This window comes from Klebsiella sp. V115_8, assembly GCF_029967715.1.
In the GTDB taxonomy this organism is placed as follows: Bacteria; Pseudomonadota; Gammaproteobacteria; order Enterobacterales; family Enterobacteriaceae; genus Klebsiella; species Klebsiella quasipneumoniae.
Genome location: NZ_JASCAR010000001.1, coordinates 235,258 through 249,108 on the forward strand (window position 1 = coordinate 235,258; position 13,851 = coordinate 249,108).

At 59.9% G+C, this 13,851-nt stretch carries 13 protein-coding genes and 1 pseudogene; 9 read left to right on the forward strand and 5 right to left on the reverse strand.

Features of this window, described 5'->3' with window-relative positions:
- Window positions 1-15: 15 nt before the first annotated feature.
- Window positions 16-1,005 (reverse strand): bifunctional threonine ammonia-lyase/L-serine ammonia-lyase TdcB, encoded by a 990-nt coding sequence (gene tdcB / locus QLG03_RS01115; protein ID WP_255987900.1) that lies wholly within the window; start codon window positions 1,003-1,005, stop codon window positions 16-18.
- A gap of 93 nt (window positions 1,006-1,098) precedes the next feature.
- Window positions 1,099-2,037, reverse strand: a complete 939-nt coding sequence (tdcA, locus tag QLG03_RS01120) for a transcriptional regulator TdcA (RefSeq protein WP_032453338.1) — start codon at window positions 2,035-2,037, stop codon at window positions 1,099-1,101.
- Between the two features lie 197 nt (window positions 2,038-2,234).
- Between tdcA and QLG03_RS01125 the strand changes: the two are divergent.
- From QLG03_RS01125 to QLG03_RS01150, 6 genes and pseudogenes are all read left to right on the forward strand, one after another.
- Window positions 2,235-2,356 (forward strand): annotated as a pseudogene (locus QLG03_RS01125) (hypothetical protein).
- 437 nt (window positions 2,357-2,793) lie between these two features.
- The gene (locus QLG03_RS01130; RefSeq protein ID WP_044523923.1) at window positions 2,794-3,882 is read left to right on the forward strand and encodes an ABC transporter ATP-binding protein; all 1,089 of its coding nucleotides are present in this window, start codon (window positions 2,794-2,796) and stop codon (window positions 3,880-3,882) included.
- On the forward strand, window positions 3,875-4,504 hold the full coding sequence (locus tag QLG03_RS01135; RefSeq protein ID WP_023290192.1) for an ABC transporter permease subunit: 630 nt from the start codon (window positions 3,875-3,877) through the stop codon (window positions 4,502-4,504). Before QLG03_RS01130 ends, QLG03_RS01135 begins: the two co-directional genes overlap by 8 nt.
- Complete coding sequence (locus tag QLG03_RS01140) at window positions 4,504-5,172, forward strand: ABC transporter permease (protein WP_072421522.1); 669 nt, start codon at window positions 4,504-4,506, stop codon at window positions 5,170-5,172. The genes QLG03_RS01135 and QLG03_RS01140 overlap by 1 nt, the downstream gene beginning before the upstream one ends.
- A 61-nt stretch (window positions 5,173-5,233) precedes the next feature.
- Window positions 5,234-6,133: an ABC transporter substrate-binding protein gene (locus QLG03_RS01145; protein ID WP_023290194.1), complete on the forward strand. Its 900-nt coding sequence runs from the start codon at window positions 5,234-5,236 to the stop codon at window positions 6,131-6,133.
- A gap of 58 nt (window positions 6,134-6,191) precedes the next feature.
- Window positions 6,192-7,535: an LLM class flavin-dependent oxidoreductase gene (locus tag QLG03_RS01150; protein WP_224252834.1), complete on the forward strand. Its 1,344-nt coding sequence runs from the start codon at window positions 6,192-6,194 to the stop codon at window positions 7,533-7,535.
- 47 nt (window positions 7,536-7,582) lie between these two features.
- Here the strand turns inward: QLG03_RS01150 and QLG03_RS01155 are convergent, their stop codons facing one another.
- The 3 genes from QLG03_RS01155 to QLG03_RS01165 form a co-directional block, all read right to left on the reverse strand.
- Window positions 7,583-8,383, reverse strand: a complete 801-nt coding sequence (locus QLG03_RS01155; RefSeq protein WP_048335990.1) for a PhnD/SsuA/transferrin family substrate-binding protein — start codon at window positions 8,381-8,383, stop codon at window positions 7,583-7,585.
- Window positions 8,376-9,362: a fatty acid desaturase gene (locus QLG03_RS01160; protein WP_162543113.1), complete on the reverse strand. Its 987-nt coding sequence runs from the start codon at window positions 9,360-9,362 to the stop codon at window positions 8,376-8,378. Before QLG03_RS01160 ends, QLG03_RS01155 begins: the two co-directional genes overlap by 8 nt.
- Window positions 9,363-9,436: 74 nt before the next feature.
- Window positions 9,437-10,645 (reverse strand): ROK family transcriptional regulator, encoded by a 1,209-nt coding sequence (locus QLG03_RS01165; RefSeq protein ID WP_048297795.1) that lies wholly within the window; start codon window positions 10,643-10,645, stop codon window positions 9,437-9,439.
- 214 nt (window positions 10,646-10,859) lie between these two features.
- On the opposite strand from QLG03_RS01165, the gene QLG03_RS01170 reads away from it, so the two are divergent.
- From QLG03_RS01170 to QLG03_RS01180, 3 genes are read left to right on the forward strand one after another with little or no spacing between them, the layout of a single operon-like run.
- Entirely contained in the window at window positions 10,860-12,104 is a 1,245-nt protein-coding gene (locus QLG03_RS01170; protein WP_008804325.1) for an extracellular solute-binding protein, read from the forward strand.
- A 9-nt stretch (window positions 12,105-12,113) separates the two neighbouring features.
- Window positions 12,114-13,022 carry a sugar ABC transporter permease gene (locus tag QLG03_RS01175; RefSeq protein WP_017899871.1) on the forward strand — a complete coding sequence of 303 codons (909 nt, stop codon included), beginning with the start codon at window positions 12,114-12,116 and terminating at the stop codon, window positions 13,020-13,022.
- Window positions 13,012-13,851: a carbohydrate ABC transporter permease gene (locus QLG03_RS01180; RefSeq protein ID WP_008804323.1), complete on the forward strand. Its 840-nt coding sequence runs from the start codon at window positions 13,012-13,014 to the stop codon at window positions 13,849-13,851. The genes QLG03_RS01175 and QLG03_RS01180 overlap by 11 nt, the downstream gene beginning before the upstream one ends.

Genomic DNA, 13,851 nt, shown 5'->3' on the forward strand with positions numbered 1-13,851 from the left:
CACTTATGTATTGAATTAAGCGTCAACAAAACCGGTAATTTGCGATACCCGCGAGAGATCGATATTGCCGCCGGAAATCAGGCTGACCGTTTTGCGGTTCTGGATATAGCTGTCTAATTTGCCGCTTAATAACGCGGCGCAGGCCAACGCTCCGGCCCCTTCGGTGATCACTTTATTGCGCTGAATTAAGGCGACCATGCTCTGGCGAATGTCGTCCTCACTGACGAGGACGATGTCATCCACCAGCTGGCGGGCGATTTCATAGGTCAGTTTCCCCGGGCGGGCGACATCGCAGCCATCGGCTAAAGTGCCGGCGTGGCGATGGCTGGTGATCTCTCCGGCGTACCAGGAGGCGGCCATACCGTGAACATTCTCCGACTGCACGCCGATAATACGGATCGTCGGGTTAATGGATTTAATCGCAATCGCGATGCCGGCAATTAAGCCACCGCCGCCAATCGGCACGATGACATTATCCACGTCATACAGATCTTCTAATATTTCGAGACCGATGGTGCCCTGCCCGGCAATAACCTGCGGGTCGTCATAGGGGGGAATAAAGATACGGCGCTCAAGTTCAACAATATCGCTGGCTTTGGCGAGGGTATCGTTAAAATTATCGCCATGCAGCACCACCTCCGCTGAATAATCGCAGGTGGCGGCGACTTTCGATTTCGGCGCCCCTTTCGGCATCACCACTTTCCCGTCAATGCCGAGCATGGCGCAGGAGAGCGAGACGCCCTGGGCGTGGTTGCCCGCTGAGCAGGCCACCACCCCTTTGCGTTTTTCCGCCGCGGTTAACCCGCTGAGCTTATTAAAGGCGCCGCGAATTTTAAATGAACCCGTGCGCTGCATATTTTCGAATTTAAGAAATATTTCACCCTTACAGCGTTCGCTAAAATAATTCGACCGCGGCATACCCGTTTTATATATTTTTCCTGCCAGGCGTTGCTTCGCTTCGAGAATATCGTCAATGGATACCGGAAGATCGTAGGTAATATGCATTATGGCCTCTGTATCTTAATATAAAGTCAATGACCGGGCGTCATCCTGCTGACAACAGCGAGGATGGTTGTTGGATTATTTAATTAATATCAGTCAGGCAATTTCTATTGGCTGCCAGTGGCGGTTGCCCTGCCCCGATGAATACTGTTTCGCCATCTCCACCAGCGACGCCGCCGCGGTTTTCAGCCGATAATTTTTCGACCACACCGCCGCATAGCGCGCCACCGGCAAGGCCTCTTTAATGGGGATGGTGACAAACTGGCTCGAGCCGAACGGCGTGGTCATGTCGCAGGGAATGACCGTCAAAAAATCGGCATTGAGCACCAGGTTATAGATCGTCACCACCGAATCGGTATTGACGATATTTTCACGGCGGATGCCGCTGCGCTGCAGGGTGGTCAGCAGTTCGCTGTAGTAGCCCATATTGGTCTCCGGCAGCACCCACTGCTCGTGCTGGAGCGAGGCCAGGCGGACGGTGCCGTTGCCGATCCGCGCCCGGTTCGCCACCAGCACAAACTCAGACTCAAACAGCGGCTCGACGTGCAGGTCCTGCAGCTTCATCTCATCGCTCAGCGTCCCGATGGCGAAGTCGAGGCGCCCGTCGCGGATCGCCGGCAAGAAGGCAGAGAGCTGCGCCTCATACATCGATACCCGCGCCTTGGGGAAGGTCATTTTGAACTGATGCACCATCTCCGACATAAAGGTAAACCCCACCAGCGAGGGAAAACCAAAGGAGACATCCACCACCGTGCTGTTGGTCAACGCATTCATTTCATTGACCATATTTTTCATTTCCCGGGTGATCGCCTCTGACCAGTTCAGAAATACCTGCCCGGCCTCGGTGAGCGAGACGCCGGTATTTCGCCGGACGATTAATTCGCTGCCAAAATAGCTTTCCATGTCGCCAATGATTTTACTGACCGCCGGCTGTGTGAGTCCTAACGCTTTTGCTCCGGCCCCGATAGACCCGCTGCGGATCACTTCCTGGAAAACCACCAGATGCTGAGTTTTAGGCAGAGAAAAAGTATTCATCACGTCTCACTTTCATTCCTTTGTTGACGGCGGAAAGTGTAACAAATCGCGATTAGCGGGTTATGTGAGAGCTCTCACAAAGGCTCCGCCGTGGCCGATTAGCAGGATTCCCCACCCAGAATAATCCATTTAAAATCAATGCATTAAAATCATAGTGAACGTCGTTTGCGCGTTTATTGCCGTAACCGAATGCGGGGATAAAAATAATTGATGGCGATAACATCGACGGCAAAATGGCGATAAAAATACGCTTTTTGTACGCTATTTGACCCGCGCCGTCAGGGCGATAAAAAAGGCGAAAATTAAATTAATGCTGTAAAGAATAAAAAGCGGACATAATCAACGCCATTATTTAACGACAAGTCGGTTTGGCATCACATTTTATCGGCGGCGGGCGGGAAAAAGGCGCAGGCATTATTTACATCAAAGAAACATTAAATTCACAATCTTGTTTTTCTTGTGCGGCGGAGGGGGCGGCTTTTTCCGCCATATCGCAGGCGGTCATACTTTGATTAAAATCAACCCTGGCAATTTATCTTTTGCGGCGCCTGGCAGGCAGTCATTTGTGTTGCCGATCACAAATCCATAAAACAACCTCCCGGCCTCTCTTCCACCGCAACTGATTAACCAGCTTTTCACTATGCAAATGCAAATAACGTATTTGCCCTCCCCGCAGGCGCTCTGTAGTTTGAGCCAGGATCCCGGCGCCACTTTTTCCGGGTCAGGACTTTATTATTCAGAGTGTTGAATTCCGCCATGATAAAATTAGCGCATCTTTTCAAAACCTATTCAGGCAGCGCCCAGCCGGCCATTCGCGACCTCAGTCTGGATATTGATCATGGCGAATTCTGCACTTTCGTCGGCCCGAGCGGCTGCGGAAAAACCACCATCCTGCGGATGATCAACCAGCTGGATATTCCCGACAGCGGCGACGTCTATATTCAGGGCGTCCGCCTCGCTGACGCTGATATTATCCAGGTCCGCCGCCAGATCGGCTTCGTGATGCAAAGCGCCGCGCTCTTTCCCCATCGTACCGTGGCGCAAAATATCGCCACCGTGCCGCGGCTGGCGGGCTGGAGCAAAGCGCGCATCAGCGCGCGCATTGACGAACTGGTAGCGCTGATGTCGCTCGACAGCCATCTGCTGCACCGCTATCCGCATCAGCTCTCCGGCGGCCAGCAGGGACGCGTGGCCATCGCCCGCGCCATCGCCGCCGATCCGCCGATTTTACTGATGGATGAGCCCTTCGCCGCCATCGACCCGGTGGTCCGTGAACGCCTCCAGGACGAGCTGTTGCTGTTGCAGCAGCGGCTGCAGAAAACCATTGTATTAGTGACCCACGACATCAATGAAGCGATCCGCCTCGGCGATAAAATCGCCATTTTCCAGGAAGGCGGCGTGCTGGCGCAGTTTGATACCCCCGACCGTATTCTGGCCCACCCGGCGAGCGAGTTCGTGCGCCGCTTTATCGGCCCGGAGCCCAATCTGAAACGGCTGGGTATGATTCAGGTCGGCCAGCTGCCGCGTCACGATGTCCCCCTGCTCGACGAAGCGCTGACGCCGATCGCCAGCGCCCATCCACCGCTGGCCAGCCCGCTGCGCCTGGTGCTTGACCGCCAGCGACGTCCGCTGCACTGGTTCGATCCGCAACACGGTCTCACCCTGCCGGTGGAGCGCCCGCTCGCCAGCAGCCACAGCCTGCGTTTCGCCTACAGCGCGCTGCTCGACGTGGCGACCGGCGTGCTGGTGCATGTGGATAGCGAAGGACAATACCAGGGGGCGGTGTCCCACGCCCTGCTGCAGCAGGTGCTCGACGGCGCGGTGGGGGTGAGACCTCATGATTGACTGGGGCTGGGTTATCGATAACCGCGCGATGATCGGCGATCTTCTCTGGCAGCATGCGCGGATGGTCCTGCTGGCGCTGTTTTTCGGCTCCCTGCTCACCGGCGGCCTGTTAGCCATTACCCTGCGCTGGCCCGCGACGGCGCAGCCGCTCATCACCCTCTGCGGCGTGCTGTTTACCATTCCCTCGCTGGCGCTGTTTATTTTATTGCTGCCGTTTACCGGGCTGTCGCTGACCACCTCGCTGATTGGCCTGACGCTGTACTCGCTGTTGATCCTGCTGCGCAACGTGCTGGCCGGCATGGAGAAGCTGCCGCAGGCGGCGCTGGAGTCGGCGCGGGCGCTCGGCTACACCCGCGGTTTCCGCTTCTTCGATATCGAGCTGTGGCTGCTGCTGCCCTCTCTGTTTGCCGGGCTGCGCATTGCCTCGGTGACGCTGGTCGGCCTGGTCACTGTCACCGCGCTGATCGGTCAGGGCGGGCTCGGGCAGTTGCTGATGGCGGGCTTTAATCAGGACTTTCTGACACCGATTGTCGTCAGCCTGGTCCTCAGTCTTGTACTTTCGCTGGTCTTTGACGGGCTGATTGCCCGTCTCGGCGACTGGCTAACGCCGTGGACGAAATGATGACGCTGCTTCTCGCCACCTTTCACTGGTTAACCCAGCCGGAGCACTGGCTGGGCGACGATGGCATCCTGCTGCGCCTGGGCCAACACCTTTATTACGTGCTGGTCAGCATGGCCGTTGCCTGCGCCATTGCCCTGCCGCTCGGCATCGCCCTTGGTTACTGGCGCAAAGGCGCCTTCGTGGTGATCAACCTGTTTAATCTTGGCCGCGCCATCCCTTCGTTAGGGCTGATCTTGTTATGCATCATCGTTTTTGGCTTTAACGATATCCCGGTGCTGGCGGCGCTGATCGCGCTTTCTATTCCGCCCATTCTCACTAACACCTGGGTGGGGATTTATCACGCCGACCGCCCGCTGTGCGATGCGGCCATCGCGCTGGGTATGACCCCCTGGCAAAGCCTGTGGCAGCTGCGGATCCCGCTGGCGGCGCCGCTGATCCTCGCCGGGATGCGCACCGCGCTGGTCCAGCTTATCGCCACGGCGGTAGTCGCAGCCTATGCCGGCCTGGGCGGGCTGGGACGTTTTCTGATCGATGGCCTCGGGCAGCGGGATATCCCGCAGGTGATCGGCGGCTCGCTGGTGGTTTCCCTGCTGGCGATAGGCGGCGAACTGCTTTTCGCCCGCTGCGCCGGATGCCTGACCCACCGCCGAATTGCCGCGCCTTATTAGCGTGTACCTGACATTACCCTCAGCGCCTGGCGCTGATTAACCTGAAAATACAAGAGGTATTATGAAGCAATTATTTGGCAAGGCCGTCACCGCCCGTCGATTTCGTCTCTCGCTGCTGGCCGCCGGGCTCTTCAGTCTGAGCGTTAACACCTTTGCCGCCGGCGTCACCGTGGGCGGGGCCAACTTTACCGAAAGCTCTATTCTCGCCAACATCTACGCCAGCGCGCTAAAGAAAAATCATATTGAGGCCAACACCCGTCTCAACCTCGGCAACCGGGAAATTATTATTCCGGCGCTGCAGAGCGGTGAGATCGATATCGTTCCGGAATATCTTGGCGCCCTGCTCAATTTCTATAACGGCAAAACCGAGGCCACCAGCCAGCAGGACGTCAGCGCAGAGCTGGCCCAGGCCCTGCCCGCCGATTTCACCCTGCTGAACCCGGCCCCGGCCACCTCGATCACCGCCTGGGCGGTACGTGCCGAGACCGCGGAGAAATACCATCTGCGCACCCTCTCCGACCTGAAGCCCGTCGCCCCGCAGCTGGTGATCGGCGGACCGCCAGAGCTGGCGGTACGTGCCCTCGGCCTGCCGGGGCTGAAGCGCGTCTATGGTCTTGAGTTCAAAGCGGTGAAATCGCTGGACATGGGTGGGCCGCTCACCCGGCTGGCGCTCAATTCGGGCAAAATCGACGTCGCGACGGTCGTCTCCACCCAGGGCAATCTGGCGAAGGAGAAATGGGTGGTCCTCGAGGATGATAAACATGAACAACCGAGTCAGAACGTCGTGCCGCTGGTGCGCAAAGCCAGTCTGACGCCGGAGATAGGCGCCGTGCTCAATGAGGTCTCCGGCAAACTGGACAATGCCACGCTGATTGCCCTCAACCAGCAGGTGGATCTCCAGCATAAAGATCCGGCGGCCGTCGCCGAACAGTGGGTTAATGCCAACCTATCCCAACACTGACCGTCACCCCGCCACGGATGGCGTTCAGCCGCGAGTCTACGCTATGTCTAACCGACACATGATCCTGAACCTCTTCTTTTATAACCCACAGGGGGATTACCGTTTCTCCTGGCGCCACCCTGACGCGCCTGAAGCGGACATATTTACCCTCGACTATTACGCCAGCCTGGCGCGTAAGGCCGAAGCGGCGACCCTGGACGCTATCTTTGTCGCCGACCATATCGCGGTGTGGGATACGGTGCCCAGCGGCCTGAGCCACTATGCCAACGCCCGGCTTGAACCACTGACGCTGCTCTCCGCCCTCGCCGCGGTAACGGAGCATATCGGCCTGATGGCCACCGCGTCGACCTCCTATAACGAACCCTATAATCTCGCCCGGTACTTTGCCTCGCTGGATTTCCTCAGCAATGGCCGGGCAAGCTGGAATGTGGTGACGTCATGGCTGGAAGAAGAAGCGGCAAACTTCGGTCTGGAGCAGCTTCCCCGCCACGGCACCCGCTACCAGCGGGCCAATGAATTCATCGACGTGGTCACTCGCCTGTGGGATTCCTGGGAAGATGGCGCGGCAATCTTTGATAAAGCGCGCGGAGTCTTCGCCGATGCCGACAAGGTGCATCACCTCGACTATCAGGGCGAGTACTTCCGCGTCCGCGGCCCGCTCAACGTACCTCGCCCGCCGCAGGGCCATCCGCTGCTGGTGCAGGCCGGCTCTTCGGAGGCGGGAAAAGCGCTGGCCGCCGCCTGGTCTGATATGCACTTCGTGTTTATTCATTCGGTCGCCGAGGGGCTGGCCTATCGCGAAGAGATGAACCAGCGGCTGCGCCAGCACGGGCGCGATCCGGCCCATTTCAAAATCATCGCCGGGGTCCTGCCGGTGGTGGTGAACTCCGGCGAGGAGAAGGCGGCCCGCCAGCAGCTTAACGAGCAGCTCATGAGCGACCAGATGGCTATCGATCTGCTCTCCTCTTATCTTCGAATGGATCTCAGCGCCCTGCCGCGGGACCAACCTCTGCCGCCGCTCCCCGATGAGGAGAGCTTTGACGGCATCCGTACCGCGCTGAAGCTTATCCGCCAGTACGATCCGCAGCTCACCCTGCTGGAGTTGGGGAAGTTGTTATTACAGAGTTCTGATAGCTGGCTGCTGCTGGGCAGCGCCGAGGAGATTGCCGCCACCTTAACGGAGACCTGGCAGGCGGGCGCCGCCGATGGGTTCAACCTGATGTTCCCGCTGCTGCCGGGAGACTTTGACCGCTTTATTGACCAGGTGGTGCCGCTTCTGCAGCGTAACGGCGTCATGCGCGACCGCTATCCGCCCGGCACCCTGCGTGAAAAGCTCGGTCTGCCGGCGGTGGAAAACCGCTTCACCGCCCCGTCCCGCCCCGCGTTACCGCCGACGCCGTAGCTTGCCATGGCCCGCCCCGGCGCAGATCGCTGGCCGGGGCATTTTACCTACAGCTGACTGACCCCCAGCGCCGCGGCCTCATCCCGCCACGCCAGCAGCGGAGCATAGGCCTCCCGCGACATATCGCTATAGCCGCAGATCAGCAAGGCGTCGCACAGGCGACGATAGCGCGCATCGCTCACCAGCTGCTGGAGCGCCTCGCGCAGGCTGTTCAGCGTCGCCGCCGGGGTGGCGCCGGCGGTGATCAGCGGCAGGCCTGGCGCGGCCGGGCTCCAGCCGATCGCCGCCAGGCCTGCCAGGGCCTGCGGCTGATGGCGCTGCAGCAGAGCGTAGGTCACGCAGTCGATGGCGGCGATATCGGCGTTTTCCTGCTGCAGCTCGCGCAGCGACTGCCGATGGCTGCCGCTGAACACCACCGCCGAAAAAAATCGCCCCTGCCGGGAGAGCGGCGCGACCATTTTGCGCAGCACGTTGTAGCCAGACTGCGAGTGCTCGGCATTGCACACCGCGCGGCGGCCAAAAAAGTCCGCCAGCATCCGGTGACTATCCGCTTCGCGAACCACCAGCAGGCTGCGGTAGCGGCGCCCCTCGCAACCGGGCGCGGCGTAGTGGAAGCAGCCCACCGTCTGCACCTCCGGCAGCTGGGTCACCAGCGGATAGCCACAGGTCTGGCTCAGCAACAGCCCCGGCTGGCGCCAGTGGGCCAGCAGATCCTCGGGATCGGCCGCCGGAGGGTCCTCCGCCACCCTCACGCCGCGTTCAGCCAGCAGCGACTGCACCGCCAGCCACAGGGCCTGGGTCTGTTGTCGGTGGATGGCATACATAGGAAAGGTCATACGTTCAGCCATGTTCTCCTCCCGCCTGCGCCTGTTCGCCAAAGCCTGGATGGGCGTTCACCGCCACCGCCCGGCGGCTAAAATGGCGTCGCCACTCACCGTACCCGCGCACCAGGAACCCCTGATTACGCTGCAGATAAGCCGCCTGGCGATGCAGATACAGCCGACGTAAAGCGTACCAGGGGACCCCTGGCAGGTCATGGTGTACCGCATGGTAGTTGAGATTGAGGAACAGCACCCGCCAGGGGAGCCCGGCCTCGTTGATCACCGAGCGGGCCAGCGGGTCATCCGCGGCCCGGTGTTCGAGAAAAGAGCGCACTTTGGTCAGGGCCAGCGCCGGGTAGCTCACCGCCAGCACAAACCACAGCGGGGAAAAACCCTGCGCCGCCATCCAGGCCAGCAGACCCGTCAACAGAAACAGATGCAGGCTCCACATGGCGATGGCGCGGCGGTCGCCCGCGCGGAAAGCCCGCAGCGCGCTACGCAGGGTGTGAACGATATCCATCAGCGGCGCCAGCAGCAGACGCCCCCAGAAGGTATTGCGCAGGTGGATAAGACGGCGCTGCCAGGCAGAGAAGCGCTGCCAGCTTTCCGCCGTCACATAGTACGATTCGGGGTCGTCCTCGGGGTGCGTCAGCAGATGGTTGCGATGGTGCGCCAGATGGCTGTCGCGGTAGACGCCGTAGGGATACCAGACCGCCAGCGGCAGCGTCCCCAGCAGCTGGTTGAACCATACCAGCCGGGTGGGATGCCCATGGATCAGCTCATGCTGTAAGGACATATACCAGGCGGTAAACCAGATTAGCAGCAGCGTGGCCGGAAACAGTCCCAGCGTCCGCCAGCTCGTCACGCAGGCAAACCAGCCGCCGTATACCGTCACAATCAGCAGCCAGGTCGGCAGCTCGCTGCGCCACAGCCAGCTGCGCGCCAGCTGGCGGATCAGGATGCGCTGTTGGTCATCCACATAGACAGCCGTCTTCTTTTCCGTCACTTCCCATACCTTGCCGTGTTGCCTCATTCCCTTCGAAGATGTGAGATAACACGTTAAATAACAAAGTATTTAATTTACTTAGCTTTGCCAAAAAGCGCGTTTGTATTCACCGCTTTCATCAACACCTGAAACTGCGGATTAAATTCATCAAAGATTGGCAGCGCAGCGGCGCCCAGCGCGGCGGTATCGGTGCCGGTCATCCCCATTTTGACACGCTGCGCCGGCAGGTAACGCCCGCGCACAGACTGATACAGCGGCGGCAGCCGCGCCAGCACTTTCTCCAGCAAGGGGGCGGGCATCATACCGCCCACCACCACCGTCTCGGCATCGAAGACGCACTCCAGCAAATTGATCGCCTGACGCAACGGCGCCAGGATGCTGGTGATCCACTGGTCGAAAAGCGCAGCGTCCACCGACAGCAGATCTTCCGGCAGCGCGCGATAAGGGTCGAGGCCGCAAAACTCATAGGCCGCCTGCAGCGAAACATAGCGCTCAAGGCATCCCTCATTCCCGCAATAGCAAGGGCGACCGTTCGGCGCGACCACGATATGCCCGACCTCACCGGCGTTATGGGCATGGCCGGTATACACATGACCATCGGTAAAAATACCGGCGCCCAGACCGGTGCCAATATAGAGATAGACAAAAGAGTTGAGCTGCCGCGCCACGCCGTGAAAGCGTTCGCCAATGGCGGCCACCGTGGCGTCGTTTTCGAGAGTCACCGGCAGGCCGCTGAGTCGCCCGAGCTCCGCCGCTACGTCGATTCCTTCCCAGCCGTTGAGCGTCGTGGGCCCCGTCGACGAGATCCCTTCCACGCCAAAGGGCCCCGGCATCACGACCCCCATCCCCAGCACCCGCGACCAGTCCAGCGTCGGCAGCGCACGGATCTCATCCAGCACCTCAGCGAGGCGGGCAAAGGTCGCACCAGGCTGGGGCTTTTGCACCAGAATGAGTCGGCGAAAATGGACCTCGCCGGCCAGGTCCACCAGCACCACAATCAACGTCTGATGATCGAGATGGATGCCAATTGACCAGGCGCTGGCGGGATTGAGGCTCACCGGCACCGCTGGCTGTCCACGGCCGCTGGCGCGCCGCGGTTGGTGGCTGGTCAGGAGATCCATCTGCTCCAGCTCCGCCACAATATTCGACACGGTTTGCGGGGTCAGCGCGGTCAGCCGCGCCAGCTCGGCGCGGGTCAGCTCGCCATGTAAACGCACCGCCTCAATGATCACCCGGCGGTTATGCACCCGGGCATGTTCAAGGTTTGTACCTGATGTTTTCATCGTTTCCCTTCCAGGCTGGACTGGTGAAATTTTAGCCGGCATCACAGATCTGACAACGACCCGCGCAGGCGGGTCTTCGCGATGGCATACCCTTTGCTACGCTTAGTGCTGGGACCACTCGGGAGATGTTGCCGATATTGTCGCCCTGATTAAATCAATCAAATTGATTTAATAAATCATAACCCCTTTCAGTACAGCACAGCGGAGAGCAAAGATGAAATACCACAGCGCACTACGGGTCAACGCCTGTCTGCTGGCGATGCTCGTTATCAGCGGGAGCGTCAGCGCAGCGACCCAGATTAATGCCCTGTTCATGACCCAGGCGGCCTATAGCGAAAACGACATTCGCGCGATGACCAGTGACTTCGAAAAGCAACACCCTGACGTGAAGGTCAATCTCGAATTCGTCCCCTATGAAGCGCTGCACGACAAGATCGTCGCCGCCCGCGGCGCAGGGGGTAACGGCTACGACGTGGTGCTGTTCGACGCGATCTGGCCGGCGGAGTTTAGCCGCTTCGATCTGCTGCAGGATGTCTCCTCACGGATTGCCGCCGACGAGCGCGAGAAGATTTTCCCCGGGGCGATGAATACCGTGGTGTATCAAGGCAAAACCCTCGGCATGCCGTGGATCCTCGACACCAAATATCTGTACTACAACAAAGCCATGCTGGACAAAGCGGGGATCAAAACGCCGCCTGCCAGCTGGCAGCAGGTGATGGACGACGCCAAAGTGCTTAAGGACAAAGGGATCGTCAAATATCCTCTGGTCTGGAGCTGGTCGCAAGCGGAAGCGCTGGTCTGCGATTACACCACCCTCGTCTCCGGCTTCGGCGGGAGCTTTTACCAGAACGGCAAGCTCGATTTTTCGACGCCCGCCTCGCTGAAAGCGGTCACGCTGATGAAAACCTCGCTCGATCAGGGGCTGAGCAACCCGGCATCACGTGAATACCTTGAGGAGGATGTGCGTAAGGCTTTCTCCAATGGCGACGCCGCCTTTGCGCTCAACTGGACCTATATGTACAACATGGCCAACGATCCGAAACAGAGTAAAGTCGCAGGTGATGTTGGCATTGTCCCCGCCCCAGGCGATACCCCGGATAAACCCGGCGCCGTCAACGGTTCAATGGGCCTGGGCATCGCCAAAGCCAGTCAGCATCCGGAAGAGGCCTGGCAGTATATTCACTATCTGACCTCCCAGCCGGTACAGGACAAGTATGCCAAACTGAGCTTGCCGGTGTGGAAAGCCTCGTACCAGGATCCTGCCGTTGCCAAAGGCCAGGAGAGCCTGATCGCCGCCGCCGACAAGTCGTTGAACGTGATGCTCTCTCGTCCCGAAACGGCAGATTACTCGCGCCTGTCAAACACCCTGCAACAGCAGCTTCAGTCGGTACTGCAGGGTAAAGCCACGCCCGACGTCGCCCTCAAGGCGGTCGACACCAGCGCGGCCCGTCTGCGTTAAGGAGGCATGATGCTGAGTCTGCAACGACGCGAGCATCGTCAGGCATGGGTGCTGTTAGCGCCCATGCTTATCGCGATGTTTATCCTCACCGCATGGCCGCTGGCGCGCACGCTGTGGCTGAGTTTTACCGATACCGCGCTGGCCGGAAGCGGCGAGGCGACCCACTACGTCTGGCTGGATAATTATCTTTATGCCCTGACCGACCCGGACTTTCGCGCGGCCTTCGCGCGAACGCTCTATTTCACCGTGGTCTCGGTGGCGATTGAGGGTGCGATCGGCGTACTGGTGGCGCTGTTGTTGAATCAGCGTTTTGTCGGGCGAAATGTCCTGCGGGTGCTGGTGATCCTGCCGTGGGCGTTGCCGACTATCGTCAACGCCATGATGTGGCGGCTTAACTTTAATCCCGACTACGGCAGCGTTAATGCTCTGCTCAGCCAGCTGGGGCTGATTGACAGCTATCGCAGCTGGCTGGGCTCGCCGGATTCTGCGCTGCACGCGGTGATGCTGGCGGATATCTGGAAAAACTACCCGCTGGTCACCCTGCTGGTGCTGGCCGCCCTGCAGTCTGTTCCCGACGATCTGTACGAGGCGGCGCGGCTCGACGGCGCCTCGGCCTGGCGGCGTTTTCGCGCCATTACCTTTCCGGCCATTGTGGGTCCCCTTGGCGTCGCGCTGGTGCTACGCACCATCGATGCCTTCAAAGTGTTCGACATTATCTATGTTATGACCCGCGGCGGCCCACTCGACAGCACCAAAACGCTGAGCTTTTTTGTCTATCAGGAGTCCTTCAGCTACCTGCGCGCCGGCAGCGGCGCGGCCTACGCCATGCTGATGAGCCTGATGTGCGCCGTGCTGATAGCCCTGTATCTGTTTTTGCTGCTGCGTCAGCGGCGCCGGAGTATTGATGATGAAGCGTAAAGGGTACATCGTACTGCGTTACCTGGCGGCGCTGGCGGTGGCGATCTCGATCCTCGCCCCGATGCTGTGGCTGTTTTTGATGAGCGTCAGCACCACCGCGGATCTCACCCGCGTCCCGCTGGAGTGGCTCCCGCGGCAGTGGGACTTCAGCCGCTATGGCCATCTGCTGTCGCTGGCCCCTGGCGAACCCGGGGCGCTGTTTCTTCCCGCGCTGGGCAACAGCCTGCTGGTGGCCGCCGGGGCGACGCTGGTGTCGTTGTTGCTGGCGATCCCTGCCGCCTTCAGCTTTTCGCGTTATCCCGGCCGCGACGGCTGGCTGTACGCCGGCCTCGGCATCTATATGGTGCCGCCCGTGGCCTTTGTGCTGCCGCTCTATTTTATTCTTGAACACTTTGGCCTGCTCAACACCCGCAGCGGGCTGGTGCTGGTCTACTGCTCGCTGATCGTGCCGTTTCTGACGTGGATGGTCAAAAACCAGTTCGATACCCTGCCGCAGGATATCGAACAGGCGGCCCGGCTTGACGGTCTGCGCATCTGGCAGGTCCTGCTGCGCATTACTCTACCGCTGGCGAAACCGATGCTTGGCGCCGCCGCGCTGTTCGGCTGGCTGCTGGCGTGGGACGAGTTTTTCTATGCGCTACTGTTCACCAGCAACCTCGCCGCCCAAACGCTGCCGGTGACCATCGCCGGCTTCACCGCTGGCCGCGCCACCGATGACGGGCTGGTGGCGGCGGTCGGCATACTGGCCTCAGTCCCTCCGCTGTTGATTGCTATCTGGTTGCAAAAATCGCTGGTCAGCGGCCTCACCAACGGGGGAAGTAAAGGATAA